Source organism: Streptomyces sp. NPDC048415, assembly GCF_040651675.1.
Taxonomy (GTDB): domain Bacteria; phylum Actinomycetota; class Actinomycetes; order Streptomycetales; family Streptomycetaceae; genus Streptomyces.
In genome coordinates this window covers 1-16,639 of sequence record NZ_JBEZKJ010000139.1, presented here as the reverse complement: position 1 = coordinate 16,639, position 16,639 = coordinate 1, and the positions used below count along the sequence as shown (strand labels likewise).

The following is a 16,639-nucleotide window of genomic DNA, read 5'->3' as shown; positions in this document are numbered from 1 at the left end:
GCGTCGATACCGATCGGGAAGACATACGCGAAGTTCCCGAAACCCTTCTTGAGGGCGAGCTCACGGACGGCGGCATACGAACCGGCGAAGCCGATACCGGCGATGACGACCGCTCCGGTGACGACCACGCCGATGAGAATCCGGTGCATCCGTGTGAGCTGAATGGGCCCGGCCACCCGTACTCCCCTCCCCTTGCGTGTTGTTGCGCGCAACAGGGTGGCACATGTGTGCGGCGTACGAGCGCGCGGTATGGCGGGAGCCCGGTCCCCGCCGGGGCCGGGCTCCTGCAACTGGCGTGGCGATGCTACGAGTTGGCCCCTGGACGGAGCCGGAAGTCCGTCAGCTCTTCTTGCTCGCGGAGGCGGACGGCGACGCGCTCTTGGGGGCGTTCTTCGACGGCGAGGCGCTCTTCGACGGTGACGCCGACTTCGAGGCAGTGGCGGACCTCGACGGGGAGGCGCTCGCCCCCGCGCCCCCGTCCTCGTTCGCGGCGGACACCGCCGCCACCGCTTCCTTCGCGGCCTTCTCGGCGGCCTTCAGCAGGTCGGCGGCGTTCGGGGTCTTCTCACCGGCGAGACCGGCACCGTTGTAGTCGAGCGTCACCACGACGTTCTCCACACGGGCCACGATCGTCTGCTGCTTGAAGGACCCTTCCTTCTTCTTCAGGTCGTACGTCACCGCCGTCGCCTCGTCGCCCGTCCCCGAGACCGGCTCCGACTTGGTGTTCTTCGCGCCCGTCACCGACCGCGCGCCCGTGACCTGCTTCTCGAAGTAGGTGTGCGCCTGCTGGTTGCCCTCGCCGCGCGAATCCGACTCGAAACGCAGCTGCGCCACGTTCAGCCAGCGGAACTGTGACCCCTTCACACCGTTGTTGTCGAGGCTGTTCCAGTAGCAGTTGCCGCGCGTCGACACATCGTCCGACTTGCCCTCCTTGCCGGACTTCACGCCCTTCGGGACGAGTTCGCCCAGCGTCTTCTTCGAAAGCATCGAACAGGGCTCGGGAAGCTTCGCGTACGCCGCCGGCTGGACGGCGTCGGCCGAGGCGCTCACGGACGCCTTCGCGTCGGGGCTCGAACCGGCGCTCTTCTTCGCGTCGTCGGCGGAGCCGGAGTCCGAGGAACAGCCCCCGGCGACGAGCATCACCGGGACGGCGGCTGCGCTGACAAGGATGCGGGTGAGTCGCGGTGCTCGGCCTACTCGCTGTACTGGTCGGTGCATGGTTCCTTCACTCGTGGCGCTCGTGGTACGGCCGCACATGGAGCGCGCGACCGGTCGGGTCCGAGGGGCCACGGTACGCGGTGAGGAGTGCGGGCGTTTCCGGTTCGGGAGGTTTCCGGATGGTCCCGGGCGCCCCCTATCCGCCCAGCGTGTCCGCGAGCTTCTGCGCCAGTTTCCGCGCCCTGTCCTGCATTTCCTTGCTGTCCGGAGTACCGGCGGAGGCGGTCGGCTGCTCCGCGTACTCGACCGTCACGATCACGTTGGACGTGCGGAACACCACAGTCACCGTGCGCTGCTGGGCCGTCGAGGACGCGGGGCTCAACGTGTCGTCGAGGTACGCCTCGTCCCCGAGACCGTCGAGCGTGCGGGGCTGGAGATCGGCGGGGGTCTCGCTCGCCGAGGCGGAAGCGGAGGCCGAGTCGGTGGGAGTTCCCGACGTCTCGGTCGCGGCGGCCGGGTCGGTGCTCGCGCCGCTTTGGGCGCTTTCGGTGCTGGAGGCGGCGGGCTCGGGAAGGTCGGCCGCCGTCTCCTTGCCCGCGAAGAGCTGCTGCGCCTTGTCGTCGTCGCTGACCGCGTTGTCGTACGAGACCACGCGCTCGAAGTCGACGAGGAGATGGTCCGTGGCGGTCGACGACTCCACCTTCCACCGGCAGCCGACGCGCCGGTCCGTGTCGTACGTGAGCGTCGCGTCGCCCTCGTACGCCGTGTCGCGGGTCTCCGCGTCGGCGATCTCCTTGATGCCGGGCAGAAGCGAGTCGAGAGTGTCGTGCGAGACGGCGCCGCAGGCCTCCGGGAGCGTGCGGTACTTGCCGGGCTGGGCCGCGGGTGCCGTCGTACCGGAGTCGCTGCCCTTCGAGTCGTCCGCCGCCCCGCCGCTTGCCGAACCGCCCGTGCAGCCCGCCAGCACTGCCGCGAGGAGCACGGCGATGCCGGGTACGTACGCCTTCCGCTGCACGGTCAGGCTCCTCTCGAGCGCTCCCGGCGGCCTTGCGACCGGGGTGTCCTGTGGTTATTCGGTTGCCGCGTGGGGGCGGCCCCTGAAGACAATGTGTATCGCACGCACCGCTGTGAACGCCGGTCCGCTGTCCTATACGTCGACCTTGGCGCCAGTTTTGCGATCTGTGACTTCTGTTGTGTTCCGGGGGAATGAGGACGATATGTCGTACGTAGAGGTTCCGGGGGCGAAGGTCCCCATCCGCATGTGGACCGACCCGGCGTCGGTCGAGGACGTCGCCCTGCGCCAGCTCCAGAACGTGGCCACCCTGCCGTGGATCAAGGGGCTGGCCGTCATGCCCGACGTCCACTACGGAAAGGGTGCGACGGTCGGCTCGGTCATCGCCATGCAGGGCGCGGTGTGTCCTGCCGCTGTGGGTGTCGATATCGGCTGCGGAATGTCCGCCGTCAAGACGTCGCTCACCGCCAATGACCTGCCGGGAGACCTTTCGCGGCTTCGGTCGAAGATCGAGGGTGCGATTCCGGTGGGGCGGGGGATGCATGACTCGCCGGTGGAGCCGGGGCGGTTTCATGGGCTGGCTACGGCGGGGTGGGATGAGTTCTGGGGGCGGTTCGATGGGGTTGCTGACGCCGTGAAGTTCCGTCAGGAACGGGCGACAAAGCAGATGGGCACCCTCGGAGCCGGAAATCATTTTGTGGAGCTCTGTATAGATGCGTCCGATTCGGTGTGGCTCATGCTCCACTCCGGTTCCAGGAACATCGGAAAGGAACTGGCCGAGTATCACATCGGCATCGCGCAGAAGCTCCCGCACAACCAGGGCCTGGTCGACCGTGACCTTGCCGTCTTCGTCGCGGATACCCCGCAGATGGCGGCGTACCAGAATGATCTCTACTGGGCGCAGGAGTACGCGAAGTACAACCGAACGATCATGATGGCGCTCCTGAAGGACGTGATCCGCAAGGAGTTCAAGAAGGCTCGGGTGACTTTCGAGCCGGAGGTCAGCTGCCATCACAACTACGTCAGCCGCGAGCGCTATGAAGGCATGGACATGCTCGTCACGCGCAAGGGCGCCATCAGCGCCAGGGCCGGCGAGTTCGGAATCATCCCCGGTTCGATGGGGACAGGGTCGTACATCGTGAAGGGGTTGGGGAACGAGGCGTCCTTCAACTCGGCCTCGCACGGCGCGGGTCGGCGCATGAGCCGCAACGCGGCCAAGCGCCGATTCTCGACGAAGGACCTGGAGGACCAGACGCAGGGCGTGGAATGCCGCAAGGACTCCGGCGTCGTGGACGAGATTCCGGGTGCCTACAAGCCGATCGAGAAGGTCATCGACCAGCAGCGCGATCTCGTGGAGGTCGTGGCCAAGCTGAAGCAGGTCATCTGCGTCAAGGGCTGACGCGGACGTGCGACAGGCCCCCGGCCGACACGGCTCGGGGCCTGTCGCTGAGTCGATCACGCGTTCAGCCACTGGGATGGTGAGTTACCGGAGCCGCTTTTCCAGGAGCGTGACCGCGTACGGGGTGCCCATGCCGGTGCTTTTGGTGGGCTGTTCGCCGGCGACTGTGTAGCCCGCTGCCTGGTAGTAGGCGCGTAGGCGCGGGTTGGTGGAGAGGCAGTCCAGGCGGGAGAGAGGGCGGCCGGAGAGGGATATGCGGCGTTCTGCTTCGGCCAGCATCAGGCGGCCTGTGCCGGGTGGGGCCACTCGGTGGTCCGTCATCAGGCGGTGGATGTAGGCGGCGGTGGGGGGTTGGGGGCCCCAGGCGGCCGGGTCGTCCCACCAGAGTTCCCAGGCACCGGCCACCTGGTCGTCCAGGAGCGTCAGCCAGACCTCGCCCTCCTGGAGGCGGGTGCGGAAGTGGGGCTCGCCCAGTTGGCCCGGTTTCCACTGGTCGATGCCGTGTGCGAGCTGCCAGTGCGCCGCTTCGTCTCGGAGGCGGACCAGGGTCGGGAGGTCGTCCTCGGTTGCTTCGCGGAAGGTGAGGGGTGGTGCGAGGAGGGCTGCCCGGAGGGCGTTGGTGAAGGTGTGGTCCAGGCCGAGGGTCTTCGTGACGTACGACTGGATGGAGCCGTGGCGGGACTTCAGGGCTGAGAGGAAGCCCGTCATCACCTCGGCGGGAGCCGTGCCGTACGCCGGCCAGGTCAGCGGGCGGTTCGGGTTCGCCGCCCGCCAGTCCGCCACCAGGTGGGGCGTTGCCCGCCCCGTGAGGGTGAAGTCTTCGATGATCGTCTGCTCCGGGACGCCCAGGAGGGACAGGACCAGGGCCGCGATCAGGCCCGTGCGGTCCTTGCCCGAGGCGCAGTGGAAGACGACCGGGCCGCCGTCCCCCGCTGTCGCGATCAGCTCCAGCGTCTCGCGGATTTCCTTCGTGCCGTCCTCCGCCACCTCCAGGTAGCGGGCGGCCAGGTAGGGACCGGCGTCCACTGAAGGGGCCAACGCCGCCTGGTCGTACGGGCGGTGCTCGATGCTCCGGTTGTGGTACGTGAGGGAGGGGTGCTCGGGGACCCGGCCCTTCGCCTCGATCTCCCACGGGTAGCGGAGGTCGATCACCGTGCGGATGCCGAGCGTCAGGAAACGGTCCCAGTCCTCGCCGTCCAGCTTGCTCAGCGAGTCCGCGCGGAACACGCGTCCCGGGCGGATCGCGCGGCCGTCCTCGGTCGTGTATCCGCCCAGGTCACGGAAGTTGTGCAGGCGCTCGAAGGGTATGTGTCTGTTCGCTCTGGTCACATCGCGGGAGCGTACGGCGGGATTGCCTCCGCTGTGATCACTTCGCGTGCATGACCGCGTAGATCATGACGAACGCCACGATGTGGATGCCGAAGAGGAAGTAGGCGAGGTAGTACCAGACGTAGCGTTCGCGTTTCTTCTCCAGGGCGAGGCGCTGCTTCTCTCCGATGTCGGCCGCCGGGTCCGGGGTGGGTGCCGGTTCGGGCATCACAGCTCCCTGTGGAGCTTCGTGTTCGACGCCTGGGCGCGGGGACGGACGATGAGGAGGTCGATGTTGACGTGGCTGGGGCGGGTGACCGCCCAGGTGATCGTTTCCGCTACGTCGTCGGCCGAGAGGGGCTCGGCCACGCCCGCGTACACCTTCGCGGCCTTCTCGGCGTCGCCGCCGAAGCGGGTCAGCGCGAACTCGTCGGTCTTGACCAGTCCGGGCGCGACCTCGATCACGCGGATGGGCGTGCCGACGATCTCCAGGCGGAGGGTCTCGGCGAGGACGTGCTCGGCGTGCTTGGCGGCGACATACCCGCCACCACCCTCGTATGTGCCGTGGCCCGCGGTGGAGGACAGCACCACGATCGTGCCGTCGCCGCTCTCGGTGAGGGCCGGGAGGAGGGCCTGGGTGACGTTCAGGGTGCCGATGACGTTCGTCTCGTACATCTGGCGCCAGTCGGCCGGGTCTCCCGTCGCGACCGGGTCGGCGCCCAGCGCGCCGCCCGCGTTGTTGACCAGGACGCCGATCGTCTTGAAGGCCGTCGCGAACTCGTCGACCGCCGCGCGGTCCGTGATGTCGAGGGGGTACGCCGCCGCCTGGCCGCCCGCCGCGGTGATCTCCTCCGCGAGCTCCTCGATGCGGTCCTTGCGGCGGGCGGTCAGCACGACGCGGTAGCCGGCCGCGGCGAGCTGCCGGGCCGTCGCCGCGCCGATGCCGCTGCTCGCGCCGGTGACGACGGCGATGCGGGAGGGGGCGGTGGACGCGGCCGGCGCGGTCATGTGTGCTCCTCGGGTGGGGCCCCGGTGCTTCCGGCGGGCCCCGTTGTGTCCGGTGGGCCCCGTTGTGTCCGGTGGGCCCCGCTGGGTTCGGGCGGGGGCCCGGTGGTTTGGGGCGGGGCCCCGGTGGGCTCGGGCGTGTGTACGGCGATCCCCGCCAGGATAGGCAGATGGCGGGTGCCGGTGCCGACCGGTCGGGTTCGGGTGCCGTGGGGTCAGTTGCCGCGGGGCGCGTACATGATCACTGCCATGCCGGCCAGGCAGATCAGTGCGCCGGTGACGTCCCAGCGGTCGGGGCGGTAGCCGTCCGCGACCATGCCCCAGGCGAGGGAGCCGGCCACGAAGACGCCGCCGTACGCGGCCAGGATGCGGCCGAACTCGGCGTCCGGCTGGAGCGTGGCCACGAAGCCGTACACGCCGAGGGCCAGGACGCCCGCGCCGATCCACAGCCAGCCGCGGTGTTCGCGTACGCCCTGCCAGACCAGCCAGGCGCCGCCGATCTCGAAGAGCGCGGCGAGGACGAAGAGGGCTGCGGAGCGGGCGATCAGCATGCGGTCACCCTTGCATGGGGCTGCGGGGGTCATCACCTGATGGACGGCGTCTGTCCGGGGCCGGGGGTGGGATACATCGGGTGATCCGGTGCTTTGAGCGAAGGGAACGGTCGCATGGTGATGCGGGTGCTGTATGCGGTGGGGGTGGGGGTGGCGGTGAGTGGGGCTGGGACTGCCGGCGCGGTGGTTCCGGAGGCCGATCTCGCCTACCACGGGTATGTGTCCATGCACGCCGGCAGCGTCTTGGTGCGGTTGGTGCCGCGGAATCATGGGCCCAGCGCCGTGGCCGACGCCACCGTGCGGCTGCGCTGGTCGGCTCCGCTCGCGGATGAGCAGCGGTTGCCTGGGGGCTGCGCTCGGTCGGAGGAGCGGGGTGTGGTGTGCCGGACGGGGGCGCTGGCGGCGGATGGGCTGGGGGAGGAGATTCGGCTGACGGTGCGGCTGCGGGGGGTGCCGTCGGAGGTGACGGTGGACGTCGACACGGTGTGGAGTGGTGGGGCGGTGGATCGTAACCACGCGAATGATCTGCAGCGGGTGCTGGCGCTGGACACGGGGGACTCTTACGTCTTCTAGGGGCGCGCCTGCGGGTGCGTCGTGGGTCGGGCGATGCCGGTACATCCGCCCGTCGCCGTTGGGCACTTGGGTGGGTTTCAGGGGCTGGTGTGCGGTGACCACGTAAGCGACGGGCATGTGAGGTACCGGCACGGCCCCTTCCGTCGCGGCGGCTGCGGGCGCGGGGCGGCTCCTCGCCGAGGGGGCGGTCGCTGTGGCGGCATACGCGAGTGTGGGCATCAAAGCCCCGGCGCCTGGAGCGCCGGGGCTCTTCCCGTGCACGCGGCCGGTCAGGCGTACCGATAGATCCAGCTCACGTCTTCCATCTCGTCCGGCGTCACGTCCCACGGCGGCATCTTCTCGTGCCGGGCGACGATCCGTCCGTGCTGTTCACTGCCGGGGCCGGGCGGGCTGTCCGGCAGGTAGCGGGCGCCGTTGTGCCGTCGCTGCCAGAGGGTCCACTGCAGGTCGATGAAGGCGTGGTGCACCCAGAAGACGGGGTCGTTGACGGAGGCGCCGCCGAGCATGGCACCGCCGACCCAGCGGTGGACGCGGTTGTGGTTGCGCCAGGCGGCGCTGTCCCGCCCGGTCCCCCACCCCTCCAGCTTGTTGCGGAACCCCTTGGTGCAGGTGGAGTCCCAGGGGGAGGTGTCGTAGACCGGGTCGGCGAGCGCCCACTCCAGTTCGGTGCCCGTCGGCAGCGCGATCGGCGCGCGGGAGCGTCCGAGGTCCCGGGTGAGGAACTTCCCGTCGGTGACGCTTTCCTTGATGGTCCAGTTGCCCTGAGCGTGGGCGAACGGCCCGGTGATGACCTGGTGGTCCGGGCCGTGCCCGTTGCCGCCGAGGAGGTCCTCGGTCCAGGGCGCGGACGTCATCGAACGGTCCCGGGTCCAGTCCCAGTACGGCACCGTCACCGACGAGTCGACCCGGCGCAGCGCCCGCTCCAGGTCCAGCAGGAAGCGGCGGTGCCAGGGCAGGAAGGAGGGCGCCATGTGGGCCGTACGCAGGCCGTGCTCGCCGTCGGAGGTGTAGTACGTGATGTGCGTCCGCACGAACTCGTCGTACTCGCCCCGCCGTTTGACCTCGAGCAGCGCGTTGACGAACCGCCGCCGCTCGGTGCCCGTCAGCGTGCTCACGTCCTTACGCACGTACGTCATGCTGTTCCCCCATGTGCAGATACCCCCCGCCGAGCGGGCCCGGGGCCAGGTCGCGCAGCCGCTGCCCGGGGCCGAGTTCGTCGACGGCTGCTCGGGTCGCCTCCAGCGAGGTCCGGTACGAGCTGTAGTGGTCGACCATGGTCAGCCAGGTGCCGTCGGCGCGACGCATCAGGTGCAGCGGGTGGCCGTCCACGGTGACCTGCCACTCGCAGCCGTCGGCGCCGCATCCGGCGGCGGGGAGCAGGGTGCCCTGGATGCGACGGCCGTGGTAGATCTCGTCGAAGGCTGTGTCCTGTACGTCCTCGGATCCCTCGGGGCCGTCCGCCGGCCGTGAGGCGCGCGAGGCGGCGACGACGGGGGCGAGCGCCAGGGCGGCGACGAAGGCGAGCAGCCCGCGCCTTATCTCCCGCCGTGTCCGCCACTCCGGCCCGCTTCTCGCCGGGCTCCCGGTCCCCTGCTCCGCACCCATCGGAACCCCGCCGACACTGACGACCATGGCTCACTCCCTCGTACGGGTTCGGATGTTCGTAGAGGTAACCGACAGGCGGGCCGTACGGTCACCACCCGTACGGCCATACGGTGCTGTCCGGACCCGGAACGCCGGCGGGCCCGGTGCGCTCCCCGGCGCCCGGGCCCGTCCGTGCCTCTCCTCGTACCGGCTGCGGTCCCGTCAGGATGTCGCGAGATTCCGAGATTCGGGGGCTTCGGTCAGCTCGTCCAGAAGTCCCACCAACGGGTCAGGATCAGCATGGCGACGACTCCGATGTGCAGCAGCGGCAGTACCCAGGTGAATTCCGCGAAGAAGGCCCTCAGCAGTCCCGGCGCGGGCAGGAAGCCCTTGCGCACGGTGAAGGACGTCACGTACCAGAACAGCAGGATCGTCGCGAGCCAGGCCAGACAGCACCACAGGCACAGCGCGCCGATCCGGTACAGCGACTCGAACTGCAGCCAGGACACGAACCCGATCCCGAACAGGCAGCCCGCCTCGAAGGTCAGCCAGTACCAGCCGGGGAACGCCGCGCCGGCCAGCAGGCTCGTTCCGACGCAGATCACGATGCCGTAGGCCACCAGGCCCAGCATCGTGTTGGGGAATCCGAAGACCGAGGCCTGCTCGCTCTTCATCACGCTGCCGCAGGACACCACCGGGTTCAGGCTGCACCCCGGGACGAAGTGAGGGTCCTCCAGCAGCTTGAACTTGTCGAGGGTGATGACCCAGGAGGCCAGCAGCCCGGCCGCACCCGTGAGCACCAGCAGCAGGGCGAACGGGGGGCCGCCCGCGCCCCGCCGCATCAGCCGCGCAGGCTGAGGGCCGGCAGGACCACGTGTGCGGCGGACTTCAGGGTCTGCTCGGCACCGGCGAAGGCGGCCAGCGCCGCCGGCTCGATCGGTTGGCCTGGCCTGCCCTCGGGCCAGGGGCGGGTGGTGAACACGAGGTAGGCGTAGCCGCGTTCGGCGACCGCGGCGAGCCACTCAGGCGGAGCGGTGCACTGGGCGCCCAACTGCGGCATGTTGACGACGGCCTGTCCGGCCTCGACGAGCAGGGTGACGGGCAGGCTGGACTCGGTGGTGCCGTCGACGAGGTCACCGCCGACCGGCAGCCCATTGCTCGCCAGCATCCCCTCGACCGCGGCGGACGTCACCTCCGGGCCGCCGTCGGCGTCCCCGAGGGGGTAGGCCAGCAGGTACGGCATGTCGGTTCCGTCGGGGGCCTCGCCGCTCCAGGGAAGCGCGACGAGCGTGCCGAGCTCGCCGATGCGGAAGGGGCGCGTCTCACTTGGGGTTGAGGTCACCGCGCGACCTTATCCACGGGCTGGGGAACGGCCCGGCGCCTTCTCACCCGACCGGCCGATACCACCGGGGCCGTCCACACGGACGAGGGACGCCTCTCGGCGCCCTTCGCGCGGACGACGGGAGTATGGACGACAGGCTCTCGGCAGCCTTCAGGGACTTCATCGCGCGGCCGTCTCGACCGGGGTGGCGCGGTGCCCGTGGAGGGCGACCCACCACGCGCCGGAGGTACGGAGGACGGAGATGCTCATGATGTAGCCACGCGTGGTCGCGTGTTCCTTTCTCTTGAAGGATTGCGGCCGTAAAACACCTCCGCCGTCGGACCGGCCATGACGACCGATCCAACGGCGGAGTACGTGGTCCGCTTCAGATCATCGCAAGGTCACCAGAGGCTCACCCGTAGATCACTTGACCGGCAACGGCACCGGCAACGGCACCGGCAGGCCCGGCAGGCTCGGCAGGGGGGGCAGGCCCGGCAGGGTGGGCGCGGACAGTCCGCCGCCGAGCAGCGTCGCGGCGAGGAAGTTGACCAGGCCGGTCACCACGCCGGTGAGCGCCGGGACGACCTGGCCGACGTCGCCGGAGGTGATGGCGGCGAGCAGGGCGTCGACCGCCTTCTGCAGGGCGGCGAGTGCGTCAGCCTTGAGGTCCTTGGCCAAAGGCGGCTTGCTGTCGTCACCGTGCTTCGTGAGCGAGGACGGCGAAGACGCCGAGGACGGCGAGGACGCCGAGGCCGCCGAGGATGGTGAGGACGGCGAGGCCGCAGTGGGCGTCGCGGCGGTCGTCGGCGTGGCCGGAGTCGTCGGGGTGGCCGCGGTGGTGGGCGTAGCCGCAGGGGTCTTGGCGGCCGCCGCGGTGATCTTGGCGATGGCGTCCTTCACGGCGCTGACGAGCTTCTGCGCCTCGTCGGCGGACAGTTGGCCGTTGTCGGCCTTGAGTACTGCGTTGAGCAGGTCGGTGACCGGAGTGAGCACGCCGCCGAGATCGCCGAGGTTCTTGACCTGGGCGATCAGCGCGTCCGCGCCGGGGACGGGTGCACGGGAGGCCGCGTGGGTGCGCTCCCGGGCCGAGTCGGCCGCGACGGCGGCCGGACCGGCGAGGCCGACCAGGAGGGTGGCGCAGAGAGCGGTGGACGCGATACGCAGTGCGGGCAGACCACGCATGGTGTTCCTTTCGATGTGCGTCGGATCTTGAGCCCACGGTGAAATCGCCCGCCGCCGTCTGCAACCGCTCGTACCCGCCCTGTCACCCCCCATTGCCCGCGGTGGCGGCATCGTGCCTGGTGAGGCCGCCTGTCAAGGGCGCCCCGCCGGGATGCGGCGGTCACCCCCCGTTAGGGGTAACACGAACGTCGGTGGTCAGGGTGCCCCCAACACACGGGGACTCCATTTGGGTTGGAGCAGGGTCGGTCCGACACCAAGGAAGGGGGTCGCCTTGGGAATGTCCGGCGGTGAGCCATCGCTCCTGCGCCCCAGCTGTAGATCGCGATCTTGCTAGGAGGGGTGGATCCCGCTCGCGTACGCCGTCGGAGGCACCCCCACCGTCGTCGCGAAGTCCCGTACCAGATGGGCCTGGTCGGCGTAACCGAGGTCGGCCGCCAGGGCCGCCCAGTCGACGGCGCGGGCGGTCTCCGCGTGTTCCAGGGCCTCGTGGATGCGGTACCGCAGGATGATCCACTTCGGACCGACGCCCACGTACCCGGCGAAGAGGCGTTGCAGGGTCCGTACGGTCATGCCCTGCGCGTGGGCGAAGTCGCCGACCTGGCGGATCGTGCGATCGCCGCGGATGCGGTCGACCAGGGCCATCGCGAGGTCGGCCTGCGGGTCGGGCTGTGGATCGAGACCGAGCAGGAAGGCGTCGAGGGCGGCCACGCGGGCGTCCTCGTCGTCGGGGGAGAGGAAAGCCGCGGCGTCCGCTTCGGGGAAGACGTCCGGGGATCGGACGCGGCGGCCGGTCCAGTCCGACACCGCGTGATCCGGTGCGAAGGGGCGGAACCCGCCCGGCCGGAACTGGATCCCGCACACCCGCCCCCGCCCCTCCAGCTTCTGTGTGAACAGCTCGAGCCCGATCCCCGAGACCTCGCCGAAGGGTTCCTGGCCCGCGTACTGCTGGAAGACCACGTTCACGGACGGATGCGGGACCACGTGGGAGGCGTAGGGCTGGGTGAGGTCCCAGTCGATCAGCCAGTAGTGCTCCAGATACGGGCGCAGGGGCGCGGCCGGTTCGCGGCGCCGGAAGCGGACGCGCGCGAAGAGTTCCGCGGCGTCCACGATGCCTCGGGTGTCACGGCGTGGGGCGGCCATGTCGCGATCGTAGGACGGGGGACTGACAGTCGGGCGGTCTGCGGAATAAGAGCGGGGGTGTGGCCGTTGGGCGGGTATAGTTGAATTATCAACAACCTGGAGAGTGAGCGACATGCAGTTCGGGATCTTCAGCGTCGGCGATGTCACACCGGACCCGACCACGGGCCGGGCGCCGAGCGAGCACGAGCGCATCAAGGCCATGGTCGCCATCGCGCGGAAGGCCGAAGAGGTCGGCCTGGACGTCTTCGCGACCGGCGAGCACCACAACCCGCCGTTCGTGCCGTCGTCCCCGACCACCATGCTCGGCTACGTCGCCGCGCACACGGAGAGGCTGATCCTCTCCACCTCCACCACCCTCATCACCACCAACGACCCGGTGAAGATCGCCGAGGACTTCGCGATGCTCCAGCACCTGGCCGACGGGCGCGTCGACCTGATGATGGGGCGCGGCAACACCGGCCCGGTGTATCCGTGGTTCGGGCAGGACATCCGGCAGGGCATCAACCTCGCCGTCGAGAACTACGCGCTGCTGCACCGGCTGTGGCGCGAGGACGTGGTGACGTGGGAGGGCAAGTTCCGTACGCCGCTGCAGTCGTTCACCGCGACGCCGCGCCCGCTGGACGGCGTTCCGCCGTTCGTCTGGCACGGTTCGATCCGCTCCCCGGAGATAGCCGAACAGGCCGCGTACTACGGTGACGGCTTCTTCCACAACAACATCTTCTGGCCGGCCGACCACACCAAGCGGATGGTCGAGCTCTACCGCGAGCGGTACGCGCACTACGGGCACGGCACGGCCGAGCAGGCGATCGTGGGGCTGGGCGGCCAGGTGTTCATGCGGCGCAACGCGCAGGACGCGGTACGGGAGTTCCGGCCTTACTTCGACAACGCCCCGGTGTACGGGCACGGGCCGTCCCTGGAGGACTTCACCGAGCAGACGCCGCTGACGGTCGGATCGCCGCAGCAGGTGATCGAGAAGACGCTGTCCTTCCGGGAGTACGCCGGTGACTACCAGCGGCAGTTGTTCCTGGTGGACCACGCGGGGCTGCCGCTGAAGACCGTCCTCGAGCAGATCGACCTGCTCGGCGAGGAGGTCGTGCCGGTGCTGCGCCAGGAGTTCGCCAAGGGACGGCCGGCCGGGGTGCCGGACGCGCCTACCCACGCGGCCCGGGTGGCCGCCGAGAAGGAAGCCGAGAAGGAAGAGGTGCAGGTCGTATGAAACTCGTCGTCGTCTCGGCGGGGCTGAGTGTCCCGTCGTCCACGCGGCTGCTGGCCGACCGGTTGGCGGCGGCCACGGTCCGGGACACCTCGGCCGATGTTCAAGTCGTCGAGCTGCGTGACCTCGCCGTGGAGATCGCGCACAACCTCACCAACGGGTTTCCCGGGCCGGCGCTGGCCGCCGCGATCGACGCCGTGACGTCGGCGGACGGGCTGATCGTGGTCACGCCGGTGTTCTCCGCCTCCTACAGCGGGCTGTTCAAGTCGTTCTTCGACGTGGTGAGTGCCGGGGACAAGGACGCGCTGGCCGGGAAGCCGGTGCTGGTCGGCGCGACCGGGGGGACCGGGCGGCACTCGCTGGTCCTCGAGCACGCGTTGCGTCCGCTGTTCGCGTATCTGCGGGCCGTGGTCGTGCCGACCGCGGTGTACGCGGCTTCGGAGGACTGGGGTGCGGAGGGGCTCGCCGAGCGGATTGGGCGGGCGGCGGGGGAACTGGCGGGGCTGATGTCGGGCGGGGTGGGTCGGACCGGCGGGCACCGGGCCGGATCCTCCGGCGCGGGCGCCGGGGGCGATGTGGTGCCCTTCGAGCAGCGGCTCGCCGCGTTGCGGGCGTAGGCACGGGGGCTTTCGCCCCCTCCGCCCCTATCCTTCCCGTACCTGGGGGCTCCTGCGCCCCCAGACCACCGTGATCGCGCTTCGCGCTCGTCCTCAAACTCCCCCACTCTCGGCTTCGCCCGAGCGGAGGGACCCCACGACGGGCTGACTACCCCACCGTGAACCCAATCACCGTGCCGCCTCCCTCCCGCCGGCGGGCGAACGGCGTGCCCCCGTGCGCGGTGGCCACCTCGCGGACGATGGACAGGCCGAGCCCGGAGCCGGGCAGGCTGCGGGCGTCGGCGGTGCGGTAGAAGCGGTCGAAGATGCGGACGAGGTCACCCTCGGCGATCCCGGGCCCCCGGTCGAGCACCTCGACCCGCACCGGCCCGGGACGCCCCAGCACATCCGATCCCGTCACCTCGATCTCGATCGGCGCCTTGCCCCCGCGGTCGAACTTGGTGGCGTTCTCGAGCAGGTTGGATATCGCGCGCTGGAGAGCGGTCGGGCGGCCGTCGACCGCTGTGTCCCCGCTCACCCGCACGGTGATGTCCCGCCCGGTGCGCCGGCGCGCCACGATCGCCACATCCTCGGCGAGCTCGGCGAGATCGAGCCGCCGAACGGGCTCGGTGTCGGACTGCCCGGCCGCGAGGGCGACCAACTCGTTGACGAGGTCGGTCAGTTCGCGGGACTCCAGGGCCAGGTCGGCGACGAGTTCCTCGCGGGCGGCGGGTGGCAGTTCGTCGATCCGGCGGAGCATGGAGATGTTCGTCCGCAGGGAGGTCAGCGGCGTACGCAGTTCATGGCCCGCGTCCTGGACCAGGCGCCGCTGATCCTCCTCGGACTGGGCGAGGCGGCCGAGCATCCGGTCGAAGGAACGGCCGAGCCGGGCCACCTCGTCGTACCCGGTCACCGGCACCTGGATGCCGAGCCGCCCGGTGCGCGCGACGTCCTCGGCGGCCCCGGCGAGCCGCACCAGACGCCGGGTGATGCGCCGGGCCAGCCACCAGCCGAACAGTCCCGCGGCGATCACGACCGCCCCGACGAGCAGCACGGTCCGCTGCTGCAGCTCCCGCAGCAGATCCTCCGTGTCGCTGAACTGCTGGGCCACCTGCACCGCGCCCCGTCCGCCGCCGAGCGCGACGGTCGCGACGCGGTAGCGGTCGCCCGCGACATCGACCTCCTTGTGCTCCTCCACCTTGCCCGCCGTACCGTCGCCGGCGATCGCCCGGTCGTGGGTGTCGACGGGCAGTACGGGTTTCCCCTGGTCGGCGATCACTCCGCCGGGCCCGAGCACCTGCACATCCGTACGACTGGGCCGGATGATGTCGTCGAGCGGCCCGTCGTGGTCCGGATCGGTCGACGAGAAGTCGCCCGGACCCAGCGGCGTCTCGCGTACCTGGACACGCAGATCCTGTACGACCCCGGCGAAGACGGTCTGCTGGTCGACGCGCACCAGACGGGCGGCGGCGTCGTAACTCAGAAACCCGACGAGGACCGTGACGGCGGCGGCGACGGCCGCGAAGGACACCGTGAAGGTGGCCCGCAGGGAGGACACCCGCCGGAAGTGGATCCCCGAAAGCCGCGAGAGACGCGCGGGCCGCGGGAGTCTGGTGGGGCTGGGCGGCACTCAGTCCTCCCTCAATACGTACCCCACGCCCCGCACGGTGTGGATCAGCGCCGGGCCCCCCGGCTCGTCGAGTTTGCGCCGCAGGTACCCCACGTACACGGCGAGGTTCTTGGAACCCGGGCCGAAGTCGTAACCCCAGATCCGGTCGTAGATGGTGGCGTGGTCGAGGACGATGCCCGCGTTGCGGACGAGCAGTTCGAGGAGTTCGAACTCGGTGCGGGTCAGCTCCAGCTCCCGCTGCCCGCGCCAGGCGCGCCGGGCCTGGATGTCCATGCGCAGTCCGGCCGCGGTGATCTGCCCGTTCGGGGCCGGGGGCTGACTGGGCAGGGATGTCTGTACGTCGTCCGGGGCACCGTTCCCGGTGCGGCGCAGCAGGGCGCGCAGCCGGGCGAAGACCTCCTCGACGTCGAACGGCTTGACCACGTAGTCGTCGGCGCCGGCGTCCAGGCCCGCGATGCGGTCCGCGGTCTCCACGAGCGCGGTGAGCATCAGGATCGGGGTGCGGTCGCCCTCCGCGCGCAGGACGCGGCAGACCTGGAGGCCGTCGATGCCGGGCATCATCACGTCGAGGACGAGGACGTCCGGAGGGGTGCGGTGGGCTTGGGCCAGCGCCTCCACGCCGTCGGCGACGGCCGTCACCGCGTAGCCCTCCAGCGTCAGTGCCCTTTCCAGGGCATGGCGGATGGCACGGTCGTCCTCGGCGAGCAGCACATTCTGGGGCACCCCACCAGTCTGCCAAGCCCGCGCCCGGGCACCACCTGCTGAGCAGCTTCCCGGGGGGCCTTCTTACCCGCCTCTCACCCCCTCCGGGCTGGTGGCGGACCGGTGAGGGTCTTCTCGCCCCCTCCGCCCCTGCCCGTCCCGTCCTTGGTGGCTCCGCCCCCAAACCCCCGCTCCTCAAACGCCGGAGGGGCTGAAAATCTTTAGCCCGTCCGGCGTTTGAGGACGAGCGCGAAGCGCGATACGG

Annotated in this window: 19 protein-coding genes; 4 read left to right on the top strand and 15 right to left on the bottom strand. The window is 70.3% G+C overall.

Translation table 11 applies throughout. The features are described from left to right. The 3 genes from AB0D27_RS42275 to AB0D27_RS42265 all read right to left on the bottom strand — a co-directional run. Window positions 1–176 (bottom strand): DUF2637 domain-containing protein (locus AB0D27_RS42275; RefSeq protein WP_362520138.1); only part of this gene is annotated, 176 nt, incomplete at its 3' end. 163 nt (window positions 177–339) lie between these two features. Further along, a complete protein-coding gene (locus tag AB0D27_RS42270; protein WP_362520131.1) occupies window positions 340–1,218 on the bottom strand; it encodes a DUF3558 family protein in 879 nt (292 codons plus the stop codon). Between the two features lie 136 nt (window positions 1,219–1,354). Then, window positions 1,355–2,173 (bottom strand): DUF3558 domain-containing protein, encoded by an 819-nt coding sequence (locus AB0D27_RS42265; RefSeq protein WP_362520129.1) that lies wholly within the window; start codon window positions 2,171–2,173, stop codon window positions 1,355–1,357. A 202-nt stretch (window positions 2,174–2,375) separates the two neighbouring features. On the opposite strand from AB0D27_RS42265, the gene AB0D27_RS42260 reads away from it, so the two are divergent. After that, on the top strand, window positions 2,376–3,569 hold the full coding sequence (locus tag AB0D27_RS42260; RefSeq protein ID WP_362520135.1) for an RtcB family protein: 1,194 nt from the start codon (window positions 2,376–2,378) through the stop codon (window positions 3,567–3,569). An 84-nt stretch (window positions 3,570–3,653) separates the two neighbouring features. Here AB0D27_RS42260 and AB0D27_RS42255 read toward each other — a convergent pair whose 3' ends face one another. The 4 genes from AB0D27_RS42255 to AB0D27_RS42240 all read right to left on the bottom strand — a co-directional run bounded on the left by AB0D27_RS42255 (window position 3,654) and on the right by AB0D27_RS42240 (window position 6,433). Next, window positions 3,654–4,898: a tyrosine-protein phosphatase gene (locus AB0D27_RS42255; RefSeq protein ID WP_362520127.1), complete on the bottom strand. Its 1,245-nt coding sequence runs from the start codon at window positions 4,896–4,898 to the stop codon at window positions 3,654–3,656. 37 nt (window positions 4,899–4,935) lie between these two features. Continuing rightward, window positions 4,936–5,106 (bottom strand): hypothetical protein, encoded by a 171-nt coding sequence (locus AB0D27_RS42250; RefSeq protein ID WP_362520125.1) that lies wholly within the window; start codon window positions 5,104–5,106, stop codon window positions 4,936–4,938. Further along, a complete protein-coding gene (locus AB0D27_RS42245; protein WP_362520123.1) occupies window positions 5,106–5,885 on the bottom strand; it encodes an SDR family NAD(P)-dependent oxidoreductase in 780 nt (259 codons plus the stop codon). The genes AB0D27_RS42250 and AB0D27_RS42245 overlap by 1 nt, the downstream gene beginning before the upstream one ends. Before the next feature lie 212 nt (window positions 5,886–6,097). Next, a complete protein-coding gene (locus AB0D27_RS42240; RefSeq protein ID WP_362520120.1) occupies window positions 6,098–6,433 on the bottom strand; it encodes a YnfA family protein in 336 nt (111 codons plus the stop codon). Between the two features lie 120 nt (window positions 6,434–6,553). On the opposite strand from AB0D27_RS42240, the gene AB0D27_RS42235 reads away from it, so the two are divergent. Continuing rightward, window positions 6,554–7,006 carry a hypothetical protein gene (locus AB0D27_RS42235; protein ID WP_362520133.1) on the top strand — a complete coding sequence of 151 codons (453 nt, stop codon included), beginning with the start codon at window positions 6,554–6,556 and terminating at the stop codon, window positions 7,004–7,006. Window positions 7,007–7,275: 269 nt separating this feature from the next. On the opposite strand, the gene AB0D27_RS42230 is transcribed toward AB0D27_RS42235, so the two are convergent. The 6 genes from AB0D27_RS42230 to AB0D27_RS42205 all read right to left on the bottom strand — a co-directional run bounded on the left by AB0D27_RS42230 (window position 7,276) and on the right by AB0D27_RS42205 (window position 12,233). Continuing rightward, complete coding sequence (locus tag AB0D27_RS42230; protein ID WP_362520118.1) at window positions 7,276–8,142, bottom strand: tyrosinase family protein; 867 nt, start codon at window positions 8,140–8,142, stop codon at window positions 7,276–7,278. Then, complete coding sequence (locus AB0D27_RS42225) at window positions 8,126–8,638, bottom strand: tyrosinase family oxidase copper chaperone (protein ID WP_362520115.1); 513 nt, start codon at window positions 8,636–8,638, stop codon at window positions 8,126–8,128. The genes AB0D27_RS42230 and AB0D27_RS42225 overlap by 17 nt, the downstream gene beginning before the upstream one ends. 212 nt (window positions 8,639–8,850) lie before the next feature. Next, entirely contained in the window at window positions 8,851–9,432 is a 582-nt protein-coding gene (locus AB0D27_RS42220) for a vitamin K epoxide reductase family protein (protein WP_362520112.1), read from the bottom strand. Then, window positions 9,432–9,932, bottom strand: coding sequence for a DUF5949 family protein (locus AB0D27_RS42215; RefSeq protein WP_362520109.1), 501 nt, complete (start codon window positions 9,930–9,932; stop codon window positions 9,432–9,434). Before AB0D27_RS42215 ends, AB0D27_RS42220 begins: the two co-directional genes overlap by 1 nt. A gap of 402 nt (window positions 9,933–10,334) precedes the next feature. Beyond that, on the bottom strand, window positions 10,335–11,093 hold the full coding sequence (locus AB0D27_RS42210; protein ID WP_362520106.1) for a hypothetical protein: 759 nt from the start codon (window positions 11,091–11,093) through the stop codon (window positions 10,335–10,337). Window positions 11,094–11,423: 330 nt separating this feature from the next. Next, entirely contained in the window at window positions 11,424–12,233 is an 810-nt protein-coding gene (locus tag AB0D27_RS42205) for a helix-turn-helix domain-containing protein (protein ID WP_362520103.1), read from the bottom strand. Window positions 12,234–12,345: 112 nt separating this feature from the next. On the opposite strand from AB0D27_RS42205, the gene AB0D27_RS42200 reads away from it, so the two are divergent. Together AB0D27_RS42200 and AB0D27_RS42195 are read left to right on the top strand one after the other, a co-directional pair. Next, window positions 12,346–13,449 (top strand): LLM class flavin-dependent oxidoreductase, encoded by a 1,104-nt coding sequence (locus tag AB0D27_RS42200; protein WP_362520100.1) that lies wholly within the window; start codon window positions 12,346–12,348, stop codon window positions 13,447–13,449. Continuing rightward, window positions 13,446–14,063, top strand: a complete 618-nt coding sequence (locus AB0D27_RS42195; protein WP_362520098.1) for an FMN reductase — start codon at window positions 13,446–13,448, stop codon at window positions 14,061–14,063. The genes AB0D27_RS42200 and AB0D27_RS42195 overlap by 4 nt, the downstream gene beginning before the upstream one ends. A 148-nt stretch (window positions 14,064–14,211) precedes the next feature. Here AB0D27_RS42195 and AB0D27_RS42190 read toward each other — a convergent pair whose 3' ends face one another. After that, window positions 14,212–15,600, bottom strand: coding sequence for a HAMP domain-containing sensor histidine kinase (locus AB0D27_RS42190; RefSeq protein WP_362520095.1), 1,389 nt, complete (start codon window positions 15,598–15,600; stop codon window positions 14,212–14,214). A 72-nt stretch (window positions 15,601–15,672) separates the two neighbouring features. Further along, window positions 15,673–16,395, bottom strand: coding sequence for a response regulator transcription factor (locus AB0D27_RS42185; RefSeq protein ID WP_362520092.1), 723 nt, complete (start codon window positions 16,393–16,395; stop codon window positions 15,673–15,675). Between the last annotated feature and the right edge of the window lie 244 nt (window positions 16,396–16,639).

Bases quoted from the DNA above. Each gene is read 5' to 3' on its own strand.
- AB0D27_RS42270 (WP_362520131.1), bottom strand. From the start codon at position 1,218: ATGCACCGACCAGTACAGCGAGTAGGCCGAGCACCGCGACTCACCCGC.
- AB0D27_RS42260 (WP_362520135.1), top strand. From the start codon at position 2,376: ATGTCGTACGTAGAGGTTCCGGGGGCGAAGGTCCCCATCCGCATGTGG.
- AB0D27_RS42250 (WP_362520125.1), bottom strand. From the start codon at position 5,106: ATGCCCGAACCGGCACCCACCCCGGACCCGGCGGCCGACATCGGAGAG.
- AB0D27_RS42245 (WP_362520123.1), bottom strand. From the start codon at position 5,885: ATGACCGCGCCGGCCGCGTCCACCGCCCCCTCCCGCATCGCCGTCGTC.
- AB0D27_RS42240 (WP_362520120.1), bottom strand. From the start codon at position 6,433: ATGCTGATCGCCCGCTCCGCAGCCCTCTTCGTCCTCGCCGCGCTCTTC.
- AB0D27_RS42235 (WP_362520133.1), top strand. From the start codon at position 6,554: ATGCGGGTGCTGTATGCGGTGGGGGTGGGGGTGGCGGTGAGTGGGGCT.
- AB0D27_RS42230 (WP_362520118.1), bottom strand. From the start codon at position 8,142: ATGACGTACGTGCGTAAGGACGTGAGCACGCTGACGGGCACCGAGCGG.
- AB0D27_RS42225 (WP_362520115.1), bottom strand. From the start codon at position 8,638: ATGGTCGTCAGTGTCGGCGGGGTTCCGATGGGTGCGGAGCAGGGGACC.
- AB0D27_RS42220 (WP_362520112.1), bottom strand. From the start codon at position 9,432: ATGCGGCGGGGCGCGGGCGGCCCCCCGTTCGCCCTGCTGCTGGTGCTC.
- AB0D27_RS42210 (WP_362520106.1), bottom strand. From the start codon at position 11,093: ATGCGTGGTCTGCCCGCACTGCGTATCGCGTCCACCGCTCTCTGCGCC.
- AB0D27_RS42205 (WP_362520103.1), bottom strand. From the start codon at position 12,233: ATGGCCGCCCCACGCCGTGACACCCGAGGCATCGTGGACGCCGCGGAA.
- AB0D27_RS42200 (WP_362520100.1), top strand. From the start codon at position 12,346: ATGCAGTTCGGGATCTTCAGCGTCGGCGATGTCACACCGGACCCGACC.
- AB0D27_RS42195 (WP_362520098.1), top strand. From the start codon at position 13,446: ATGAAACTCGTCGTCGTCTCGGCGGGGCTGAGTGTCCCGTCGTCCACG.